Annotated in this window: 23 protein-coding genes and 1 pseudogene; 9 read left to right on the top strand and 15 right to left on the bottom strand. The window is 72.5% G+C overall.

The window, feature by feature from the left end; genetic code table 11:
- Positions 1-24 precede the first annotated feature (24 nt).
- The 8 genes and pseudogenes from trpA to hisI form a co-directional block, all read right to left on the bottom strand.
- Positions 25-870 (bottom strand): tryptophan synthase subunit alpha, encoded by an 846-nt coding sequence (gene trpA / locus JK356_RS09110; RefSeq protein WP_201867074.1) that lies wholly within the window; start codon positions 868-870, stop codon positions 25-27.
- Positions 867-2,129 carry a tryptophan synthase subunit beta gene (gene trpB / locus JK356_RS09105; protein ID WP_201867073.1) on the bottom strand — a complete coding sequence of 421 codons (1,263 nt, stop codon included), beginning with the start codon at positions 2,127-2,129 and terminating at the stop codon, positions 867-869. Before trpB ends, trpA begins: the two co-directional genes overlap by 4 nt.
- 290 nt (positions 2,130-2,419) lie before the next feature.
- Positions 2,420-3,226 (bottom strand): indole-3-glycerol phosphate synthase TrpC, encoded by an 807-nt coding sequence (trpC, locus tag JK356_RS09100; protein ID WP_201867072.1) that lies wholly within the window; start codon positions 3,224-3,226, stop codon positions 2,420-2,422.
- 133 nt (positions 3,227-3,359) lie between these two features.
- Complete coding sequence (locus tag JK356_RS09095) at positions 3,360-3,761, bottom strand: DUF2752 domain-containing protein (RefSeq protein WP_201867142.1); 402 nt, start codon at positions 3,759-3,761, stop codon at positions 3,360-3,362.
- Between the two features lie 183 nt (positions 3,762-3,944).
- On the bottom strand, positions 3,945-4,244 hold the full coding sequence (locus JK356_RS09090) for an HGxxPAAW family protein (RefSeq protein WP_236670970.1): 300 nt from the start codon (positions 4,242-4,244) through the stop codon (positions 3,945-3,947).
- Between the two features lie 65 nt (positions 4,245-4,309).
- Complete coding sequence (locus JK356_RS09085; protein WP_201867071.1) at positions 4,310-4,921, bottom strand: TIGR02234 family membrane protein; 612 nt, start codon at positions 4,919-4,921, stop codon at positions 4,310-4,312.
- The gene (locus JK356_RS09080; RefSeq protein WP_201867070.1) at positions 4,918-6,438 is read right to left on the bottom strand and encodes an anthranilate synthase component I; all 1,521 of its coding nucleotides are present in this window, start codon (positions 6,436-6,438) and stop codon (positions 4,918-4,920) included. The genes JK356_RS09085 and JK356_RS09080 overlap by 4 nt, the downstream gene beginning before the upstream one ends.
- Positions 6,439-6,449: 11 nt before the next feature.
- Positions 6,450-6,817: pseudogene (gene hisI, locus JK356_RS09075) on the bottom strand (phosphoribosyl-AMP cyclohydrolase).
- A gap of 61 nt (positions 6,818-6,878) precedes the next feature.
- Between hisI and JK356_RS09070 the strand changes: the two are divergent.
- The 6 genes from JK356_RS09070 to JK356_RS09045 all read left to right on the top strand — a co-directional run bounded on the left by JK356_RS09070 (position 6,879) and on the right by JK356_RS09045 (position 13,197).
- Positions 6,879-7,511 (top strand): TIGR03085 family metal-binding protein, encoded by a 633-nt coding sequence (locus tag JK356_RS09070; RefSeq protein WP_201867068.1) that lies wholly within the window; start codon positions 6,879-6,881, stop codon positions 7,509-7,511.
- 96 nt (positions 7,512-7,607) lie between these two features.
- Positions 7,608-8,444, top strand: a complete 837-nt coding sequence (locus tag JK356_RS09065; RefSeq protein WP_201867067.1) for an ABC transporter ATP-binding protein — start codon at positions 7,608-7,610, stop codon at positions 8,442-8,444.
- An 825-nt stretch (positions 8,445-9,269) separates the two neighbouring features.
- On the top strand, positions 9,270-10,568 hold the full coding sequence (locus tag JK356_RS09060; protein WP_201867066.1) for an ABC transporter substrate-binding protein: 1,299 nt from the start codon (positions 9,270-9,272) through the stop codon (positions 10,566-10,568).
- 54 nt (positions 10,569-10,622) lie between these two features.
- Positions 10,623-11,588: a carbohydrate ABC transporter permease gene (locus JK356_RS09055; RefSeq protein ID WP_201867065.1), complete on the top strand. Its 966-nt coding sequence runs from the start codon at positions 10,623-10,625 to the stop codon at positions 11,586-11,588.
- Positions 11,585-12,493, top strand: coding sequence for a carbohydrate ABC transporter permease (locus JK356_RS09050; RefSeq protein WP_236670969.1), 909 nt, complete (start codon positions 11,585-11,587; stop codon positions 12,491-12,493). The genes JK356_RS09055 and JK356_RS09050 overlap by 4 nt, the downstream gene beginning before the upstream one ends.
- Positions 12,494-12,555: 62 nt before the next feature.
- Positions 12,556-13,197, top strand: coding sequence for a hypothetical protein (locus JK356_RS09045; protein ID WP_201867064.1), 642 nt, complete (start codon positions 12,556-12,558; stop codon positions 13,195-13,197).
- Here the strand turns inward: JK356_RS09045 and JK356_RS09040 are convergent.
- The gene (locus JK356_RS09040) at positions 13,152-14,114 is read right to left on the bottom strand and encodes a LysR family transcriptional regulator (protein ID WP_201867063.1); all 963 of its coding nucleotides are present in this window, start codon (positions 14,112-14,114) and stop codon (positions 13,152-13,154) included. The two genes, JK356_RS09045 and JK356_RS09040, sit on opposite strands and share 46 nt — an antisense overlap.
- A 108-nt stretch (positions 14,115-14,222) precedes the next feature.
- Between JK356_RS09040 and JK356_RS09035 the strand changes: the two genes are divergently transcribed.
- From JK356_RS09035 to JK356_RS09025, 3 genes are read left to right on the top strand one after another with little or no spacing between them, the layout of a single operon-like run.
- Positions 14,223-14,939, top strand: a complete 717-nt coding sequence (locus JK356_RS09035; RefSeq protein WP_201867062.1) for a succinate dehydrogenase cytochrome b subunit — start codon at positions 14,223-14,225, stop codon at positions 14,937-14,939.
- 1 nt (position 14,940) lies between these two features.
- Positions 14,941-16,890 (top strand): fumarate reductase/succinate dehydrogenase flavoprotein subunit, encoded by a 1,950-nt coding sequence (locus JK356_RS09030; protein WP_201867061.1) that lies wholly within the window; start codon positions 14,941-14,943, stop codon positions 16,888-16,890.
- The gene (locus JK356_RS09025) at positions 16,887-17,630 is read left to right on the top strand and encodes a succinate dehydrogenase/fumarate reductase iron-sulfur subunit (protein ID WP_201867060.1); all 744 of its coding nucleotides are present in this window, start codon (positions 16,887-16,889) and stop codon (positions 17,628-17,630) included. Before JK356_RS09030 ends, JK356_RS09025 begins: the two co-directional genes overlap by 4 nt.
- Before the next feature lie 138 nt (positions 17,631-17,768).
- Here the strand turns inward: JK356_RS09025 and hisF are convergent, their stop codons facing one another.
- Genes hisF through hisB form a run of 6 tightly spaced genes read right to left on the bottom strand, consistent with a single transcriptional unit; the run spans position 17,769 to position 21,076 of the window.
- A complete protein-coding gene (gene hisF / locus JK356_RS09020; RefSeq protein ID WP_201867059.1) occupies positions 17,769-18,539 on the bottom strand; it encodes an imidazole glycerol phosphate synthase subunit HisF in 771 nt (256 codons plus the stop codon).
- A gap of 1 nt (position 18,540) precedes the next feature.
- Entirely contained in the window at positions 18,541-18,948 is a 408-nt protein-coding gene (locus tag JK356_RS09015; RefSeq protein WP_201867058.1) for a Rid family hydrolase, read from the bottom strand.
- On the bottom strand, positions 18,945-19,673 hold the full coding sequence (gene priA, locus JK356_RS09010) for a bifunctional 1-(5-phosphoribosyl)-5-((5-phosphoribosylamino)methylideneamino)imidazole-4-carboxamide isomerase/phosphoribosylanthranilate isomerase PriA (protein ID WP_201867057.1): 729 nt from the start codon (positions 19,671-19,673) through the stop codon (positions 18,945-18,947). The genes JK356_RS09015 and priA overlap by 4 nt, the downstream gene beginning before the upstream one ends.
- Positions 19,673-20,329: an imidazole glycerol phosphate synthase subunit HisH gene (gene hisH / locus JK356_RS09005; RefSeq protein ID WP_201867056.1), complete on the bottom strand. Its 657-nt coding sequence runs from the start codon at positions 20,327-20,329 to the stop codon at positions 19,673-19,675. Before hisH ends, priA begins: the two co-directional genes overlap by 1 nt.
- Before the next feature lies 1 nt (position 20,330).
- Positions 20,331-20,489 (bottom strand): hypothetical protein, encoded by a 159-nt coding sequence (locus JK356_RS09000; protein ID WP_201867055.1) that lies wholly within the window; start codon positions 20,487-20,489, stop codon positions 20,331-20,333.
- Positions 20,486-21,076 carry an imidazoleglycerol-phosphate dehydratase HisB gene (hisB, locus tag JK356_RS08995; RefSeq protein WP_201867140.1) on the bottom strand — a complete coding sequence of 197 codons (591 nt, stop codon included), beginning with the start codon at positions 21,074-21,076 and terminating at the stop codon, positions 20,486-20,488. The genes JK356_RS09000 and hisB overlap by 4 nt, the downstream gene beginning before the upstream one ends.
- Positions 21,077-21,079: the final 3 nt, after the last annotated feature.

Genomic DNA, 21,079 nt, shown 5'->3' with positions numbered 1-21,079 from the left:
CCCCGCCAGCCCGGTGCCGGACCGCTACCGGCGGCAGCCCGCTGCCAGCTCCCCGGCCAGCTGCCGGATCGCGCTGGCCGCGGCCGCCTCGTCGTCCTGGTGGTCCAGGACGCGGCGCACGAACGCCGAGCCGACGATGACGCCGTCGGCGAAGGCCGCGACGCTCGCCGCCTGCTCGCCGTTTGAGACGCCCAGGCCCACGCAGACCGGCAGCGAGGTCGCACCGCGGGTGCGGCGCACCAGGTCTTCGGCGTCCTGGCTGACCGACTCGCGGGTGCCGGTGACGCCCATCAGCGACGCGGCGTAGACGAAGCCGCTGCCCGCGGCGGCGACCGCGGCGATCCGCTCGTCGCGGCTGCTGGGGGCGACGACGAACACCGTGGCCAGCCCGTGGGCCTCGGCGGCCTTGCGCCAGGCCTCGGACTCCTCGACGGGCAGGTCGGGCAGGATGCAGCCGGCACCGCCCGCCTCGGCCAGCTCGGCGGCGAAGCGCTCGGGGCCGTAGCGGTCCACGGGGTTCCAGTACGTCATGCACAGCACGGGCACGCCGGTGGCGGCGTGGACCTCGCGGATGGTGCGCAGCACCCCGGCGATGCGGATGCCGCCGCGCAGCGCGATGTCGTCGGCGGTCTGGATGACGGGGCCGTCGAGGACGGGGTCGCTGTGCGGCAGGCCGATCTCGATGATGTCGCAGCCCGACTCGGCCATGGTGGTGGCCGCGCGGATGCCGCCTTCCAGGGTCGGGAAGCCGGCCGGGAAGTAGCCGATGAGGGCCGCCCGGTTCTCCTGCCTGGCCGTGGCCAGCACGCCGCTGAGGGAGGCGAGCCCGCCGTTGTCTGTGGTGCTGGTGGTGCCGTTGGTGCCGCTCATTCGGCCGCTCCCTCGCCGCTCGTGCCGTCCTCGCCGTCGTACAGCCCGAAGTAGCGGGCGGCGGTGTCCATGTCCTTGTCGCCCCGGCCCGACAGGTTGACGACGATCAGCCCGCCGGGGCCGAGTTCGCGGCCCACCGTCAGGGCGCCCGCGAGGGCGTGCGCGCTCTCGATGGCCGGGATGATGCCCTCGGTGCGGGAGAGCAGCCGCAGCGCCTGCATCGCCTCCTCGTCGGTGACGGGCAGGTACTCGCCGCGCCCGCTGTCCTTGAGGTAGGCGTGCTCGGGGCCGACGCCGGGGTAGTCGAGCCCGGCGGAGATCGAGTACGGCTCGGTGATCTGCCCCTCCTCGTCCTGCAGGACGTAGCTGCGGGACCCGTGCAGGATGCCGGGCTCGCCCGCGGCAAGGGTCGCGGCGTGCTCGCCGCTGGACACGCCGTGGCCGGCCGCCTCGCAGCCGACCAGCCGCACGCCCTCGTCGGGCAGAAAGGCGTGGAACAGGCCGATGGCGTTGGAGCCGCCGCCGACGCAGGCCACGGCGGCGTCGGGCAGCCGCCCGGCAGCCCGCAGCACCTGCTCGCGGGCCTCGACGCCGATGACGCGGTGGAAGTCGCGCACCAGCGCGGGGAACGGGTGCGGCCCGGCGGCGGTGCCGAACAGGTAGTGGGTGTGGCCCACGTTGGCGACCCAGTCGCGGAACGCTTCGTTGATGGCGTCCTTCAGGGTGCGGCTGCCCGAGGAGACGGGGATCACCTCGGCGCCGAGCATCCGCATGCGGGCGACGTTCAGCGCCTGCCGCTGGGTGTCGATCTCGCCCATGTAGATCGTGCACTCCAGGCCGAACAGGGCGCAGGCGGTCGCCGTGGCGACGCCGTGCTGGCCCGCGCCGGTCTCGGCGATGACGCGGGTCTTGCCCATGCGCCGGGTCAGCAGCGCCTGGCCGAGCACGTTGTTGATCTTGTGGGAACCGGTGTGGTTGAGGTCCTCGCGCTTGAGGAAGACACGGGCGCCGCCGGCGTGCTCAGCGAAGCGGCTGACCTCGGTCAGCGGGCTGGGGCGCCCGGCGTAGTCCGCGAGCAGGGCGGACAGCTCGGCGCCGAAGGACGGGTCGTTCTTCGCCTTGTCGTACTCGGCCGCGACCTCCTCCACGGCGGCGCGCAGGGCCTCCGGGATGAAGGTGCCGCCGAAGCCGCCGAAGTATCCCTCGGCGCTGGGCAGCGACCCGGCGGGGTCGGGAAAGAAGAACTGCGGTTCGGACATGCGTGAGCCCTCCGGGGCATCAGGCGGTGAAAGTCGGTGCCAGCTGGCTGGCGGTGGCCACGTCGGGTAACGGCCGCGGGCGTCAGAAGGATGCGGGCCGCCGGCTCAGCGCCATCGCCGCCCGTTGATCTGGCCGGGCTCACAGCCGATGTGGTAGCGCACCCGCCGCCCGCGGGCCCGCCGCGCCGGCGCACGGCAGCCGCGCGGGCGCGCGCCCGGTGCGAGCCGGGCGAAGGCGGGCGGAGCGGTGGCCGCCGTGATGGCGGCGGGCGCGGCAGCCGGCACGGGCCTCAGCGCCCCTGCCGCAGGGCCGGGTGAGCGCCGGCGGCGACCAGGTCGGCGACGGCCGTGCGCGGGTCGCGGCCGGTCACCAGGGACTCGCCGACGAGCACGGCGTCGGCGCCCGCGTTCGCGTAGGCGATCAGGTCGTGCGGGCCGCGGACGCCCGACTCGGCGACCCGGACGATGCCGTCGGGGATCACGGGGGCGACCCGCTCGAACGTCGACCGGTCGACCTCCAGGGTCTTCAGGTCCCGCGCGTTGATGCCGATGAGCCTCGCGCCGGCGTCCACCGCGCGGCGCGCCTCCTCCTCGTCGTGCGCCTCGACCAGCGGCGTCAGTCCCAGCGACTCGGCGCGCTCCACCAGCGAGACCAGCGCGGGCTGCTCCAGCGCGGCCACGATCAGCAGCACCAGGTCGGCGCCGTGCGCCCGGGCCTCCCACAGCTGGTAGGACGTGACGATGAAGTCCTTGCGAAGCACGGGCACCTCGACCCGGGCGCGGACGGCGGCCATGTCCTCCAGCGAGCCGCCGAAGCGGCGGCGCTCGGTCAGCACCGAGATCGCGGCGGCGCCGCCCGCCTCGTAGTCGGCGGCGAGCGCGGCCGGGTCGGCGATGGCGGCGAGCGCCCCCTTGGACGGGCTGGAGCGCTTGACCTCGCAGATCACGGTGACGCCATCGCCCTTGAGCGCGGCGACTCCGTCCCGCGCCTGCGGGGCCTTCGCGGCGGACTCCTTGAGGTCGTCGAGGCTGACGCGCGCTTGCCGCTCGGCGAGGTCGGCGCGGACTCCTTCGATGATCTCGTCGAGCACACTCACGCGAGCGGCCCCTTTCTCGTCGGGGTCGGCCCCGCCCCTGTCCCTGGCTGGCGGCCGAGGGGCGGTAACCGAGGGATCAGACACTCCGATGGTATCGGGCGCTGGGCGGCGGCTGGCAGCCACCCCGCACCGGTCAGGGCGCGAGGGCGGCGCCGGGCGGCACGTTGCGCAGCACGGTGAACGCGGCGGTGGCGGCGAGCGCGGCCCAGCCGAGAACGCGCGGCCACGCGCCGGCGCGCACGCGGGGCGCGCGGACGCCGGTGAGCGAGACCAGCAGCCAGCCCGCCAGCGCCACGGCCCCGGCGGCGATCAGGGCGACGGCGAGCGCGTTGGCGCCGAGCGCGGCGGCCAGGTCACCGTGGGCCAGGGCGTGGGCGGCGCGCAGGCCACCGCAGCCGGGGCAGTGCAGCCCGGTGAGCGCGGGCACGGGGCAGGCCGGATAGTGCCCGGGTTCCCGGGGGTCGACGGCCGCGACATAGCCGGACGCGGCGGCCGCGCAGCCGAGCGCCGCGAGCGGCCCGGCCAGCGGCGTCATCTCGGTACGGCGCACGTTCCCACCGTCGGCCGCGCCGCCCGCCGCGGCAACCCGGCGCCGTCGGCGGGGGCCCGGGACGGTGACGCCGCCACCACACCGCCAGGCCCCGGGCGGGGTGCCCGGGGCCTGGCTCACGTGTGCTGCCGCGCCGGTCCGGGCCGCGCGGGCCCGTGGCGCGGCGGGCTACTTGCCGGCGACCGCCCGCTTCCGCTCCGCGGCGGCACCGGACGGCGCGGCCTTGGCCTGCGCCGGAACGCTGACCCGGCCGGCGGCCGGGGAGGCTGCCTCGGGCTGCTTGCCCAGGCCCATGGCGCGCATGACCAGGCCGACGACCAGCCCCAGCAGCATGATGCCCAGGCCGGCCGCGATCCCGAGCCACTGCTGCTGGATCGTGAGGTATCCCCCCACACCAGCCCCGATGATCATGATGATCACACCGGTCCATGCGGCCGGGGTGTTTCCGTGGTCGCTGTGGCCCGCCATGCGTGCTCCTTGCTCCGGTATCTCGTCGGTGTCTCGTCGGTGGCTCCGGGATGGTCCCGGACGGATCAGGGGGTGGTGGGGTCCTCGCCCCGGTCCAGTGCGCGCCACAGGTCCTCGGGACGGTCGGGGTCGACCGCCCGGGGCGCGCGCCGCGCCGCGCGCTCGTACCGGCCCGACATGGCGGGCCACTGCCGTCCGTAGCTGAGCGCGAGCAGTCCGGCGAACAGCAGCAGCAGGCCCCCCAGGGAGGAGACCCACGGCCATCCAGTGTGACTCACGCCGGCGACAGCCGCGTGCGTCAGCCCGGTGGCCTCGGCGGCGCTCGCCTCCAGCGCCTCGGTGTCGCCCGAGCCCAGCAGCGCGGCGGCGATGGCGCCCGCGCCGCTGAGGGAGAGCACGGAGGCGACGATCGTCCGGCCCGTGCGGCGCACGGCGAAGACCGCGACCAGCGAGGCCAGGCCGACCAGCGCCAGGGCACTGGGCAGCCCGGAGACGTCCGAGCCGCTGGCGGTGACCGGGAAGTCGGCGTCGGCGATGGTCGCCTCCGCCTCCCCCCAGGTCTGCCCGGCTGAGATCAGCACCACGGCGGCTCCGGCGGCACCGCACAGCAACGCCGCGGCCAGCGCGCGACGGGTCGCGCTGGTTCCGCTGCCGCTGCCGCTGGGGTTCCGGGTCACCCCTCCACGCTACCGCGCAGGCTCGCTGCCGCCGCCACCGCCCTGAGGACGGCGGACGCCTTGTTGCGGCACTCGGTGTCCTCGGCCGCAGGGTCGGAGTCCGCGACGACGCCCGCGCCCGCCTGCACGTAGGCCGTCCCGCCGCGCAGCAGCGCGGTCCGGATCGCGATGGCGGTGTCGGCGTCGCCGGCGAAGTCCAGATAGCCGACGCAGCCGCCGTACAGGCCGCGCCGGGTGGGCTCCAGCTCCTCGATGATCTGCATGGCCCGCGGCTTCGGCGCCCCCGACAGCGTGCCGGCCGGGAAGCAGGCGGTGAGCGCGTCGAAGGCGGTGCGGTCACGGGCCAGCCGGCCGGTGACGGTCGAGACGATGTGCATCACGTGGCTGTACCGCTCGACGGACATGAAGTCGACCACTTCAACGCTGCCGGGTTCGCAGACCCGCCCCAGGTCGTTGCGGCCCAGGTCCACCAGCATCAGGTGCTCGGCCCGCTCCTTGGGGTCCGCCAGCAGCTCCTCGGCCAGCGCGGCGTCCTCGCCGGGCGTCGCGCCGCGCGGCCGGGTGCCCGCGATGGGGTGCAGCATGGCGCGGCCGTTCTCGACCTTCACCAGCGCCTCCGGGCTGGAGCCGACGACGTCGAAGCCCTCGCCGGCCCGGCCGTCGCCCCCGAAGCGGAACAGGTACATGTACGGGCTGGGGTTGGTCGCGCGCAGCACCCGGTACACGTCCAGGGCGCTGGCCTCGCAGCGGGTCTCGAACCGCTGCGACGGAACCACCTGAAAGGCGTCTCCTGCCCTGATGTACTCCTTGACGGTCTCGACGGCGTGCTGGTAGCCCGTGCTGCCCCAGCGGGCGGTGAACGGCGGCAGCACGGACGGCGGGAGCGCCGTGGCGCCGGCCGGCACCGGGCGGTCCAGGTCGGCCGCCATGGCGTCCAGCCGGGCCACCGCGTCCGCGTAGGCCTCGTCCACGCCGGTGTCGAGGTCGTTGTGGTTGATGGCGTTCGCGATGAGCGTCACCGTGCCGTCGCGGTGGTCGAGCACCGCGACGTCGGAGGCCAGCAGCATGGTCAGCTCGGGCAGCCCGAGGTCGTCCTGGGTGTGCTCCCCGATCCGCTCCAGCCGCCGCACCACGTCGTAGCCGAGGTAGCCGACCATGCCGCCCGTGAACGGCGGCAGGTCCGGGTCCCTCGGGGTGTGCAGCACGCGCAGGGTCTCGCGCAGCGCCCGCAGCGGGTCCCCGCCGGCCGGCACGCCGACCGGGGGCGTGCCGAGCCAGTGCGCCTGCCCGTCGCGGACCGTGAGGGTCGCGGCGGAGCGGACGCCGATGAAGGAGTAACGGGACCAGGTCCGGCCGTTCTCCGCGGACTCCAGCAGGAACGTCCCCGGACGTCCCGCGGCAAGCTTGCGGTACAGGGCGATCGGGGTGTCGCCGTCGGCGAGCAGGCGCCGGGTCACCGGAATCACCCGGCGGTCCTTCGCCAGCACCCGGAAGCGGTCGAGGTCCAGGGTCGTCATGGCGGCCGAGCCTACTGCGCCAGCGGCAGCGCGCCAGCGTCGAAGCAGGTCCGGTCTCCGGTGTGGCAGGCGCCGCCGACCTGGTCGACCTTGACGAGCACGGTGTCGCCGTCGCAGTCGAGTGCCACGGACTTCACGTGCTGCACGTGCCCGGAGGTGTCCCCCTTGGTCCAGTACTCGCGGCGGCTGCGGCTCCAGTAGGTGCAGCGGCCGGTGGTCAGGGTGCGGCGCAGCGCCTCGTCGTCCATCCAGCCGAGCATCAGCACCTCGCCGGTGTCGTACTGCTGGGCGATGGCGGCGATGAGGCCGTCGGCGTTCCGCTTCAGGCGGGCGGCGATGGCCGGGTCGAGAACGGGGACGTTGGCGGGCATGCCCCCATTCTGCCCCCGGCGCGCGCGAGGACGGACGGCCACGGGGGGCGAGCGCCTAGGCTGGGAGGCATGTCGACACACGCCAAGCGGGAGCGGCAACTGCTCGCCGATGTCCTTGAGGAGGCGGGCCCGGACGCCCCCACCCTGTGCCAGGGCTGGACGACCCGGGACCTCGCCGCGCACGTCGTGGTGCGCGAGCGCAGCGCCGACGCCGCGGGGCTGGTGATCAAGCCGCTGGCGTCCCGGCTGGAGCGGACGCGCGCTGAGTACGCGGCCAGGCCCTACGACGAGCTGCTCCAGCTCATCAGGACGGGGCCGCCGAAGATGTCGCCGTTCGCCTGGAAGCAGGTGGACGAGGCGGCGAACACCGTGGAGTTCTTCATCCACGGCGAGGACGTCCGCCGGGCCCGGCCGCTGGGCACGCCGCGCGAGGTGGATCCGCCGCTGGCCGAGGTGCTGTGGCGCCGGCTGGAGCGGGCTGCACGGATGATGGGCAGGCGCAGCCCCGTGGGGCTGGTGCTGCGGCGGCCCAACGGGCAGACGGTGGTGGCGCACAAGGGGACCCCGGTGGTGACCGTGACCGGGGAGCCGGGCGAGCTGCTGCTCTTCGTTTCCGGCCGGCAGGCGGCGGCGAAGGTGGAGCTGGCCGGCGAGGAGGCCGCCGTGGCCCGCGCGCGCGACGCCGCGCTCGGCCTGGGCTGAGCGGCTCCGCCGCGCCCGGCCCTCTCACCGGCCCCGGCCCGTTCGCGTAGTGGAACGCCCAGCGCGCGCCGGGCGGGCGCACGTAGGCTGCCGCCCGTGACAGCCCAGCCCCTCACCTCCGCCCCTGCACCCCCTGTCGTCGCCGCGCTGTCGGGAGTCGGCGTCCGCCGGCTCACCACGGGCCAGGTGATCCTCGACGGCATCGACTGGACCGTGCGGGCGGGCGAGCACTGGGCGCTGCTGGGGGCGAACGGCGCGGGCAAGACGACGCTGCTGCGCCTGCTCGGCGCGGTGACGCACCCGACCACGGGGACGGTGGAGGTGCTCGGGCACCAGCTGGGCCGGGTGGATCTGCGGGAGCTGCGCACCCGTATCGGCCTGGTGTCCGCCGCGCAGAAGGTCCCGCAGAGCGCCACCGCCCACACCGTCGTGCTGACCGGGGCGACGGGGACGGTCCAGCCGCTGTGGCGGAAGTACGACGACGCCACCCGGGAGCGGGCGCACGCGCTGCTGGCGGAGCTCGACTGCAAGGAGCTGGCCGACCGCCCGTTCGGCGTCTGCTCGGGCGGGCAGCGCGCCCGGGTGCTCCTGGCGCGCGCCCTGATGGCCGACCCGGCGCTCCTGCTGCTCGACGAGCCGTTCAACGCCCTCGACCTGCCGTCCCGCGAGGACCTGATTGACGCCATGCACCGGCTGGCGGTGACGCGCCCCGGGCTGGCGACCGTGACGGTCACCCACCACCTGGAGGAGCTGCCCCCCAGCACCGGGTGGGTACTGCTGCTCAAGGAGGGCCGGCCGCTGGCGAGCGGCCCGGCCGCGCGCACGCTCACCGGCGAGCTGCTGTCGGCATGCTTCGGCCGCCCCATCGCGGTCACCCGCCACGAGGGCCGCTGGCTGGCCCGTTCCGGCCGCACCGCCCCCGGCAGGTCCTGACGGCCTGCCCGGTATCCGTTCCGCGCGTGCCGGACGGCGGCCGCTGCCGCGGCCTGCCGCGGTGCCGGCCGCCGGCCGCGGTTGCGGCCGGCGCGCCTGGCGGAAGCGGGACGTTCAGGCTGGGCGTGCCACCGCCGCCGTGCGCCCCTGGCGGTCCGCGAGGCGGCGCCGGGGAGGCGGTGGCGTCGCGTGAGCCCCCGCGCGGAACACGGGCGGGTCCGCGCGCCGCCGTTCCGCACAGAGACAGCCGAAGTTAATCACAACCACACATCACCACTCATCCTCGCCAGGCGGAGCCAGGCGACTACGGGGCGCGATGGGAAGCGACAAATCACCTGCGGCCCTTGACGCGGCGGATCAGGCGTTGCCAGACTCCCTGCACGCTCCGAAAGCGCTTACCTTCTAGCGCTGCGTCCGGCAGGCGCCCCTCTCCCCCTTTTTTCTGACCGGGGCACCGGCCGAGCGTGGAATGAATCGATTCACGAGTGGACCGAGGAAAGGGTCACCGCCATGGGTAAGGGAGCCGCGAAGCCCACGCGGCCGCGACGGCGCCCGCCCCAGGCCGCCACCGGGCACCGCGAGCCGGGCATTCCCGCTTCCGCCCAGACTGAACCGGCTGCCGAAACCCCTGCCACCGCAGGGGAATTGGCGACGGCCCAGCTGACGGATATGGCGTGTCCGAATAGTTATCCGCTGCCGCGTTGCCTTCACACTTCGTGGCGGTATTGTAACGATTCACTTCGCGCGTGTCACAGAACGCTTTATGCACAGCAGACACACGGCTTGCGAAGTGCCGTTACGCATTGACAGAGCAGGGAGGCTCTCATGTCAATCAAGAGGACCGCGATGCGCGGTCTGGCCGCAGCCGCCGTCGGCTCGCTGGCGCTCACCGCCTGCGGCTCCGGCGACGGAGGCGACGATGGCGGCCGGGTGACCCTCAACTTCACATGGTGGGGCGCCGATGAGCGGGCCAACCGGTACGAGCGAGCCATCGAGCTCTTCGAGGAGCAGCATCCGAACATCAGGGTGCAGACCAGCTTCGCCGATTTCCCTAACTACTGGACGCAGCGCAGCACGGATGCCACGGGCGGCAACCTCCCGGACGTCCTTCAGATGGACACGTCGTACATCCAGGAATACGCCAACAACGGCCTGCTGTACGACATGAGCGAATTCGAAGGAGAGCAGCTCGACATATCGACTATTGACGAGAATGTCCTGGAAGCCGGAGTGGTGAATGAGCAGCGGGTCGGGATCCCGCTGAGCACCAACACCTGGTCCCTGATCATCAACCCGGACCTGCTGGACGAGCTCGACGTCGAGGCGCCCGACTGGGACTACACCTGGGACGAGTACTACGACTTCGTCGCCGAGGTGACCGAGGCCGGAGAGGACCACGACCCGCGGATCTACGGCGCCACGGACCACACCACCATCTGGTGGCTGTTCATGCACCACCTGCTCCAGCAGGGCATCCAGCCGTTCGACCCCGACGGCGACTGGAACTTCACCGAGGACGACCTGCAGGAGTTCCTGGAGTCCGGCGACGAGGTGCGCCCCTACACCTTCCCCGCGGAGCGCAACGAGCAGCTGGAGCCGCTGGGCGCGTTCGACTCGGGCGAGTCCGTGGCCGAGTTCACCTGGGACAACTTCCTGGCCAACTACGGCTCCCAGCTGGACACCGAGAACCTGGAGCTGATGCCTCCGCCCTCCGGCCCTGACGGCCAGAAGCACATGTTCTTCAAGCCGAGCATGCAGATGTCGATGGGGGCCAACACGGACCACCCCGAAGAGGCCGCCGAGCTGATCAACTTCCTGGTCAACGACGTCGAGGCCGGGCAGATCATCGGCACCGAGGTTGGCGTGCCCGCCTCGCAGCAGCGCCTGGAGGCCCTCGAGGTCGAGCCGGGCAGCTACGACGAGAAGGTCATCGAGTACGAGCAGCGCGTCCGCGAAGAGGGCTACGCCACCGAGACCACACCCATCCACGCGCAGGGCTTCGGCGCCGTGGAGAACGAGTACGTCGAAATCATCGGCAAGGAGTTCGGCTTCGGCACGATCGGCGTCGACGAGTACGTCTCACGTGTCTTCGACTCCCTCGAAACAAACATCGTCACCTACTGATCGTGCCGGTGTCCGGACGTCCGACCGCACCGCACCACCGAACGGAAGCTCCTCGTGACTATCACCAAAGAGGCGCCCCGGGCTCCGGAGACCGGCAAGCCCGCGCGCCGGCCGTCCTCGCGGCGGCCGGCGCGCCGGGGGGCCGAGACCCGGGCCGGTTATGTCTTCCTCGCCCCCTGGCTGCTGGGGTTCATCGCGCTGACGGCGGGCCCCATGGTCGCGTCCGCCTACCTGGCGTTCACTGACTACCACCCGATCCGAGGCGGCGAGTGGATCGGACTGGAGAACTTCGAGCGGCTCTTCGATGACCCGCTCTTCCTCGACTCCGTCGAGCTGACGGTGAAGTACGCGGTCATCGGCACGCCCGTCAAGCTGGCGGCAGCGCTGGCCATCGCCATGCTGCTGAACAACCGGCGCCGCGGGCAGGGCACGTACCGCTCGCTCTTCTACGCGCCGTCGCTGATCGGCGCCAGCGTCTCGATCGCCATCGTCTGGCGGGCGATGTTCAACGACAACGGCATCGTCGACGAGACCGGCCAGTTCTTCGGCCTGTCCGAGGGCGGCTGGATCGGTGATCCCGACCTGACGCTCGCGATGATGATCCTGCTGACGACCTGGCAGTTCGGCGCGCCCATGGTCATCTTCCTGGCCGGTCTGAAGCAGATCCCGAACGAGCTGTACGAGGCGGCGGCCATGGACGGCGCCGGCAGGGTGCGCCGCTTCTGGCACATCACGCTGCCGATGCTGTCGCCCGTGCTGTTCTTCAACCTGGTGCTGGAGACGATCCACTCGTTCCAGGTCTTCGGCTCGGCGTACATCATCGCCCAGGGCGGGCACGGCCCGGACAACTCGCTGCTCTACTACACCCTCTACCTGTACGAGAGCGGCTTCGGTCCCCGTGGCCAGCTGGGCTATGCCGCCGCGATGGCGTGGCTGCTGGTCATCGCCGTCGGCATCATCACACTGATCTTCTTTCGGACCTCCCGCTACTGGGTGTTCTACGCGGGGGAGGGGCGATGACCACCATCATGACCCGGAAGACGGCCGCCACACCGCCGCGTCACGCCGCACGGCCGCAGCGCCGCCGGGGCCGCCGCGCCGCCAGGACCGTCGTGTTCCACGCCGTGTCGATCGCGCTGGCGGTGATCATCCTCTACCCCGGCGCCTGGATGGTGATCTCGGCGTTCCGGCCGAGCAGCAACATCATCGGCGAGACCGGGCTGATACCGGACGAGAGCACGCTGGACAACTTCAGAACCGCTCTGGAGGGCATCGGCGGCATCTCGTTCTGGACGTACTTCACGAACTCGATGATCCTCGCGGTCGGGTCCGTGATCGGCGTCTGCCTGTCGTGCTCGCTGACGGCCTACGCCTTCGCCCGGATCTCCTTCCCGGGGCGGAACCTGTACTTCGCGCTGATGATCGGCACGCTGCTGCTGCCGTACCACGTGGTGATCATCCCGCAGTTCATCATGTTCAACGAGCTGGGCTGGGTGGACACGTTCACGCCGCTGCTCATCGGCAAGTTCCTGGCCTCGGAGGCGTTCTTCGTCTTCCTGATGGTGCAGTTCATGCGCACGGTGCCGCGGGAGCTGGACGAGTCGGCGCGCATCGACGGCTGCGGCCACGGCCGGATCTTCCTGTGGATCATGCTGCCGCTGATGCGGCCCGTGCTGGCGACCGCGTCGATCTTCGCGTTCATCTGGAGCTGGAACGACTTCCTGGCGCCGCTGATCTACCTGCGGTCGCCGGACAACTACACCCTGCCGCTCATGCTGCGCCAGTACGTGGACCAGACGAGCGTCTCGGACTACGGCGGCCAGATGGCGGCGGCGGTCCTCGCGCTCGTCCCCGTGCTGCTGTTCTTCGCCCTCTTCCAGCGCTATATCGTCGAGGGCATGGCCACCTCGGGCATGAAGAGCTGACGCGGCCGGGCCGGCCAGGCAGGCCGGACGGGCCCTGAGCAGCGACAGAAGGGACGGACCAGATGGCCGAGCCGGGCGCCAGGCGCTGGACCACCGGGTTCAGTCTGTTCGGCGAGATCCTGATCACGGGCGTCGTGGTCGCCGTGCTGTCCCTGCCGGTCGTCACCGCCCTCCCGGCGGTGGCGGCCGGCGTCGCGCATCTCAGGCGCCACGTAACCGGGCGGAGCGTGCGCATGGCCGACCTGCTGCGGGACTTCGCGGCGGCCTGGCGCGCGCTGTGGGCCGCCGCGGCCGGCTTCACCCTGGTTGCGCTGCTGCTGCTGTGGAACCTGTCGCTGGGGCAGGCCGGCGTCGTTCCCGGGTCCGGCGGCGTGCGCGTGGCCTCGCTGGTGCTGCTCGCGGCGCTGGCGGTGCTGCTGCTGCGCACGGCGGCCGCCTGGGAGGAGGGGCCGCGCGAGGCGGCAGGCGCCGCGGCGGCGGGCGCGCTGGTGCGTGCCGCGGCCCAGCGGGCGGCGGGGGACGTCTCCGGGTCCGTGCTGCTGGCCTTCGCCTGCGTGATGTGCGGCGTGTTCGTGTGGATGCTGCTGCCGCTGCTGCTCGTGACCGGCGGGCTGCTGGCCCTGGCGACCGTGGCCGTGGAGCACCGCAGGCAGACCCGTCAGGCCGGGGACGGCGAGCCGGCCGAGGAGCCGGGGGCGGCCTGACCCGTCTGCGGGACGTGGCCGCCGTCACGGGCCGGACGGACCGAACCGATGACGATGCGCTGGAGTTCGCGGGCCGCGCGCGGCGGCGAGACGTCGCTGCGGTGCGCGACTGAGATGGTGCGGTGCAGCCCGGGGGGCGCGAACGGCGTGGCGCGCAGCCCGGAGCGCGCGGCCACCATGCTCGGCACCACCGCGAGCCCCAGCCCGGCCCGCACGAAGTTGAGCACCGCGTCCATCTCGCCGCCCTCGACGCTGAAGGCCGGCTCGAAGCCCTCGCGGCCGCACGCCGCGAGGGTCAGCTCCCGCAGGTCGTAGCCGCGCCGGAACATCACCAGCGGCCGGTCGCGCAGGTCGCGGATGCGGATGCGTGATCCCTCGGGCACCGGCGGCGGGTCCTCGGGAGCGGAGATCACGACGAGTTCCTCCCGCAGCAGCTCGCGGGTGGTCAGCGCGGGCGCCTGGCCGGGCACGGGCGTGATGATCAGGGCCAGGTCCAGCTCGCCGGCGGCGAGGATGCGCACCAGGTCCTGGGAGCCGTCCTCGTGGACGAAGAGGTCCACCCCCGGGTAGCTGTCCTTGAACCTGCGCAGCACGTCGGGCACCAGGCTGGCGCAGAGGCTGGGAGGCGCGCCCAGGCGCACGCGCCCCCGTCGCAGCTGGGCGACCTCCTGCACCTCGCGGCGTGCGGTCTCGGCGTCGGCGAGGATGCGGCGGGCCAGGGGCAGCAGGGCGGTGCCCGCGTCGGTCAGCGTGATGTGGCCGCGCGCCCGGTGGAACAGCTCGGCTCCCAGCTCGCGTTCGAGCGCGCGGATCTGCTGGGACAGCGACGGCTGTGCCACGTGCTCGCGCTGCGCCGCCCGCGTGAAGTGCCGCATCTCGGCGACGGCGGTGAAGTAGCGGAGCTGCTGGAGCTGCATGGCACCGAGCCTACTCGCAGGGACCCGACCTCGATAGGCGATGCCTATGGGAATCAGCGAAGCTATGTCTTGGACTGATGACGCTGGTCTTTCCTACCGTCTGATGTCATGGCTGTGGCGAGTGATCAGCGAAGCGGCCCCCGTGCGCCGGCCCCCATGGTGGTCAGGGTCTGGCGCTCGACGGTGGGCAAGAAGACGGTGATGGCCGTCACCGGCGTCATCATGCTGCTCTACCTGGTGGCGCACATGCTGGGGAACCTCAAGGTGTTCTTCGGCCCGGACGAGATGAACGGCTACGCCCACTGGCTGCGCACCATCGGCGAGCCCGTGCTGCACCACGAGTGGTTCCTGTGGCTCATGCGCCCGGTGCTGCTCGCCGCCGTCGTGGGGCACATCGTCGCCGCCGTCCAGCTCAGCCGCCGGGACCTGGCCGCCCGCCCCGTGGGCTACGTGCACCGGCGCCAGCCGCAGACCTACGCGACCCGCACGATGCGCTGGGGCGGCGTGATCATCGCGCTGTTCGTGCTCTGGCACGTGCTCGACCTGACGACCGGCACGGTCAACCCCGACTTCCGGTCCGGCGAGCCCTACCACAACATCACCGAGACGTTCAGCACCTGGTACGGCAACACGATCTACATCGTGGCCATGCTCGCCGTCGGGCTGCACGTGCGGCACGGCCTCTTCAGCGCCGCCCAGACCCTGGGCGCCGGCAGCCCGGCCCGCAACCGCGTGCTGCGCGCGACCGCCAACGGCTTCGCCCTGGTGCTGATCGCCGGCTTCCTCTCCGTACCCATCGGCGTGATGACGGGATTGGTGGACTGACATGCCCTCCTACGCGGACTACACCACCGGCGAGCCCATCGCCGACACCAAGGCGCCGGGCGGCCCGATCGAGGAGCGCTGGGACCGGCGCCGCTTCGAGGCGAAACTGGTCAACCCCGCCAACCGCCGCAAGCACACCGTGATCGTCGTCGGCACCGGCCTGGCGGGCGGCGCCGCCGGCGCCACGCTGGCGGAGCAGGGCTACCACGTCGTGCAGTTCTGCTACCAGGACTCGCCGCGGCGCGCCCACTCCATCGCCGCCCAGGGCGGCATCAACGCCGCGAAGAACTACCGCAACGACGGCGACTCCATCCAGCGCCTGTTCTACGACACCGTCAAGGGCGGCGACTTCCGCGCCCGCGAGTCGAACGTCTACCGGCTGGCCCAGGTCTCGGTCGAGATCATCGACCAGTGCGTGGCCCAGGGCGTGCCGTTCGCCCGCGAGTACGGCGGCCTGCTCGACACCCGCTCCTTCGGCGGCGTGCAGGTCTCCCGCACCTTCTACGCCCGCGGCCAGACCGGCCAGCAGCTGCTGCTGGGCGCCTACCAGGCGCTCTCCCGCCAGATCGCGGCGGGCAACGTCGAGATGCACCCGCGCACCGAGATGCTCGACCTGATCGTGGTCGACGGCCGGGCGCGCGGCATCGTCGCCCGGGACCTGATCACCGGCCGGGTGGACACCTACCTCGCGGACGCCGTCGTCCTGGCCACCGGTGGCTACGGCAACGTCTTCTACCTGTCCACCAACGCCAAGAACTCCAACGCGACAGCCATCTGGCGGGCCCACCGCCGCGGCGCCTACTTCGGCAACCCCTGCTTCACGCAGATCCACCCCACCTGCATCCCGCGCTCGGGCGACCACCAGTCGAAGCTGACGCTGATGAGCGAGTCGCTGCGCAACGACGGCCGCATCTGGGTGCCCAAGCGCAAAGGCGACACCCGCCCGCCCGCCGAGATCCCCGAGGACGAGCGCGACTACTACCTGGAGCGGATCTACCCGTCCTTCGGCAACCTGGTGCCGCGCGACATCGCCTCCCGGGCCGCCAAGAACGTCTGCGACGAGGGCCGCGGCGTGGGCCCCGGCGGGCAGGGCGTCTACCTGGACTTCGCCGACGCCATCGCCCGCATGGGCCGCGAGAAGGTCGCCGAGAAGTACGGCAACCTCTTCGAGATGTACGAGCGCATCACGGCCGAGGACCCCTACCAGGTGCCGATGCGGATCTACCCGGCCATCCACTACACGATGGGCGGCCTGTGGGTGGACTACGACCTCCAGACCACCATTCCGGGGCTGTTCGCCATCGGTGAGGCCAACTTCTCCGACCACGGCGCGAACCGGCTCGGCGCCTCGGCGCTGATGCAGGGCCTGGCCGACGGCTACTTCATCCTCCCGGCCACGCTCGCCGACTACCTGGCCCGCAACCCGCGCGACAAGGAGATCGGCGAGGACCACCCGGCCGTCACCGAGGCCGTCAGCAACGTCACCGACCGGCTCTACCGGCTGCTGTCGAACAACGGCGACCGCTCCCCCGACTCCTTCCACCGCGAGCTGGGCCAGCTGCTGTGGGACGAGTGCGGCATGTCCCGCTCGGAGGCCGGGCTCCGCAAGGCGCTGGAGCGGATCCCCGCGCTGCGCGAGGAGTTCTGGGAGCGGATCCGGGTGCCGGGCAGCGGCAGCGAGCTGAACCAGTCGCTGGAGAAGGCCAACCGCGTCTCGGACTTCATGGAGCTGGCGGAGCTGATGTGCCTGGACGCGCTCCACCGCGAGGAGTCCTGCGGCGGCCACTTCCGCGAGGAGAGCCAGACGCCCGAGGGCGAGGCCGCCCGCCGGGACGACGAGTTCTGCTACGCGGCGGCCTGGGAGTTCACCGGCACCGGCCAGGCTCCCGTCCTGCACAAGGAGGCCCTGACCTTCGAGTACGTCCACCCGACCCAGCGGAGCTACGCGTGAACCTCACCCTGCGCATCTGGCGCCAGTCCGGTCCCGACGCCGAGGGCGCCATGACCACCTACGAGGTCACGGACATCTCCCCCGACATGTCCTTCCTCGAGATGCTCGACACCCTCAACGAGGAGCTGATCCAGCGGGGCGAGGAGCCCGTGGCGTTCGACCACGACTGCCGCGAAGGGATCTGCGGTGCCTGCGGCATGGTCATCAACGGCCAGCCGCACGGCCCCGAGCGGACCACGACCTGCCAGCTGCACATGCGGCACTTCTCGGACGGCGACACCATCGACATCGAGCCGTGGCGCGCGGCGGCGTTCCCCGTGGTCAAGGACCTCGTGGTGGACCGGTCGGCGTTCGACCGGATCATCGGCTCCGGCGGCTACATCACCGCTCCGACGGGCTCGGCGCCGGAGGCCCACGCCACGCCCGTGCCCAAGGACGCGGCGGACACGGCCTTCGAGCACGCCGAGTGCATCGGCTGCGGTGCCTGCGTGGCGGCCTGCCCGAACGGCTCGGCGATGCTGTTCACCTCGGCGAAGGTGGTGCACCTCAACTCGCTGCCGCAGGGCGCGCCCGAGCGGGAGTCGCGGGTGCTCGACATGGTCGACACCATGGACAGCGAGGGCTTCGGCGGCTGCACCAACACCGGCGCCTGCGCCACGGTCTGCCCCAAGGGCATCCCGCTGACGGCGATCTCCACGATGAACCGCGAGTACCTGCGGGCGGCGCGCAAGGGGGGATGAGCGGCTCCCCTGGGCATGCCCCCGCACCCCGCGCCCCCGCCTGTCCGGGCCGCACGGCTCCGGACGGGCGGGGGCGCCGCCGTTACGGTGGCGCGCCTCCCGACCGGGGCGTGCGGCCTGCAGGCCCTGCGGGCACCGTCAGCGCACTGGCTGGCCGGCCTGCCGCAGCGCGTCCTTGACCTGGCCGATCCGCAGGTCGCCGAAGTGGAAGACGGAGGCGGCGAGAACCGCGTCGGCGCCGGCTTCGATCGCCGGTGCGAAGTGACCGGGCGCGCCCGCGCCGCCCGAGGCGATGACCGGGATGCGCACGTGGGCACGCACCGCCTTGATCATCTCGGTGTCGTAGCCGTCCTTGGTGCCGTCGGCGTCCATGGAGTTCAGCAGTATCTCGCCGGCGCCCAGCTCGGCGGCGCGGTGCGCCCACTCGACGGCGTCGATGCCGGTCCCGCGCCGCCCGCCGTGGGTGGTCACCTCGAAGCCGGACGGCGTGGTGGTGCCCTCGCGGCAGCGCCGGGCGTCCACCGACAGCACCAGCACCTGGCTGCCGAACCGCTCGGAGATCTCCCGCACCAGCTCGGGCCGGGCGACGGCCGCCGTGTTGACGCCCACCTTGTCCGCGCCGGCGCGCAGCAGCCGGTCCACGTCCTCGGCCGAGCGCACTCCCCCGCCGACCGTCAGCGGGATGAACACCTGCTCGGCCGTGCGCCGCACCACGTCGTAGGTGGTCTCCCGGTTGCCCGAGGAGGCCGTGATGTCGAGGAACGTCAGCTCGTCCGCGCCCTCCGCGTCGTACACGCGGGCCATCTCCACGGGGTCGCCCGCGTCCCGGAGGTTCTGGAAGTTGATGCCCTTGACGACCCGGCCGCCGTCCACGTCCAGGCAGGGAATGACTCGTACGGCCAGACTCACGCTACGGCTCTCCTCGCTGTGCAGCCGTCCCCCGGTAGGCCTCCAGCTCGACCTGGACCAGCACCCGGGAGTCGGCGAAGCCCGCCACCACGACCAGCGTGGCGACCGGGCCGGTCTCTCCGAACACGTCCTTGTGCGCCCGCACGACCTCCTCGGCGTCCCTGCCGTGACTGAGGTAGACGCGCGTGCGGATGACCGACTCGACGCCGAGGCCGAACGGCCCCAGCGCGGCCACCGCGTCGGCGAACGCGGCGCGCGCCTGCTCGTACGGGTCGCCCGTGGCGGCGGCGCCGGCCGCCGGGGGCATCGTCCCCGCCACCAGCACCAGGTCGCCGGCCGCCACGGCGCGCGCGGATCCGATGCTCTCCTGCCACGGGCTCGCTCCGGTCCGCACGCGCTCGATCGTCATACCGACACTGCCTCCAACGCCTCTTCCAGGGTGAACGCCTTGGCGTAGAGCGCCTTGCCCACGATGGCTCCCTCGACGCCCTGCGGTACCAGGGTGGCCAGGGCGCGCAGGTCGTCAAGGGAGGACACCCCGCCGGAGGCCACGACGGGCCGGTCGGTGGCCGCGCAGACCGAGCGGAGCAGGTCGAGGTTGGGGCCCTTGAGGGTGCCGTCCTTGTTGATGTCGGTGACGACGTACCGGGCGCAGCCCTCGCGGTTGAGCCGTTCCAGCGTCTCGTACAGGTCACCGCCGTCGCGGGTCCAGCCCCGGCCGCGCAGGGTGGTGCCCCGCACGTCGAGGCCCACGGCGATGCGGTCTCCGTGCTCGGCGATGACCTTGGCGACCCACTCGGGGGACTCCAGCGCTGCCGTGCCCAGGTTCACCCGGGTGCAGCCGGTGGCCAGGGCGGCGGCGAGCGTGTCGTCGTCGCGGATGCCGCCGGACAGCTCCACGCGGATGTCCATGGCGCGGACGACCTCGGCGATGACCTCCCGGTTGTTCCCGGTGCCGAACGCGGCGTCGAGGTCCACCAGGTGGAGCCAGGTCGCGCCCTGGCGCTGCCAGGTGAGCGCGGCGGTCAGCGGGTCGCCGTAGCCGGTCTCGGTGCCGGACTCGCCGTGCACGAGGCGCACGGCCTGGCCGTCGCGGACGTCGACGGCGGGAAGGAGTTCGAGTGCGGGGGTCATCACAGGGTCTCGATCCAGTTGGTGAGGAGCGTGGCGCCGGCGTCGCCGGACTTCTCGGGGTGGAACTGGGTGGCCCACAGCGGGCCGTTCTCCACGGCGGCGACGAACGGCTCGCCGTGGGTGGACCAGGTGACCTTCGGCGCGGTCACCGCCGCCGAGGCCGGGGCGGGCAGCTCCCAGTCGTGGACGGCGTAGGAGTGAACGAAGTAGAAGCGTTCCTCGGGGCCGGTCCCGGCGAACAGCGCGGAGTCCTGGGGGGCGCGCACGGTGTTCCACCCCATGTGGGGGACGACGTCCGCCTTCAGCGGCCCGACGGTGCCGGGCCACTCGCTCAGCCCTTCGCTCTCGGTGCCGTGCTCGATGCCCCGCTCGAAGAGGATCTGCATGCCTACGCAGATGCCGAGGACCGGCCGGCCGCCCGCGAGCCGCCGCTGGATGACCCAGTCCCCCCGGGCCTCGCGCAGCCCGGCGATGCAGGCGGCGAACGCCCCGACGCCGGGCACGACCAGCCCGTCGGCGTTCATCGCGCGGTCGAAGTCCCGGGTGATCTCGACACGGGCGCCCGCCCGGGCGAGCGCGCGCTCGGCGGACCGGACGTTCCCGAAGCCGTAGTCGAAGACGACGACGTCCTTCGCCGCCGCGGCCGAGGCCGCCATCTCACACCTCCAGTCTCAGCACGCCGGCCAGCAGGCACATCGCGCTGCCGATGGCCAGCAGCACGACGACTCCCCTGGGCATCTGCTGCTTGTGGAAGGAGTACACGCCGCCCGCCAGGAACAGCCCGACGACGATCAGCAGGGTCGAGACGCCGTTCACAGCGCGCCCTTCGTCGAGGGGATGCCGGTCTGGCGCGGGTCGAGCTCGCTGGCGTACCGCAGGGCGCGGGCCAGCGCCTTGAACTGGCACTCCACGATGTGGTGGGCGTTGCGCCCGTAGGGCACCTGGACGTGCAGCGCGACCTGGGCCTGGGCGACGAACGACTCCAGGATGTGCCGCGTCATCGTGGTGTCGTAGGAGCCGATCATCGGGGCCATGCCCTCCGGCTCGGAGTGCACCAGGTAGGGGCGGCCGGACAGGTCCACGGTGACGTGGGCGAGCGACTCGTCCAGCGGCACGGAGGCGTGGGCGAACCGGACGATGCCGCGCTTGTCGCCGAGCGCCTGGCGGAACGCGGCGCCGAGCGCCAGGGCTGTGTCCTCGATGGTGTGGTGGCTGTCGATGTGCAGGTCGCCCTCGGTCTTGACCGTCAGGTCGAACAGGCCGTGCCGCCCGAGCTGGTCGAGCATGTGGTCGAAGAAACCGACGCCGGTGGCCACCTCGACCTGGCCGGTGCCGTCGAGGTTGATCTCGACGGTCACGGAGGTCTCCTTGGTGGTGCGCTCCACGCGCCCCACGCGTCCCACCTG

The sequence above is a fragment of the Streptomyces sp. 7-21 genome (assembly GCF_016741785.1).
Classification (GTDB): Bacteria; Actinomycetota; Actinomycetes; order Streptomycetales; family Streptomycetaceae; genus Streptomyces.
This window is presented reverse-complemented; position numbering and strand designations above follow the sequence as displayed.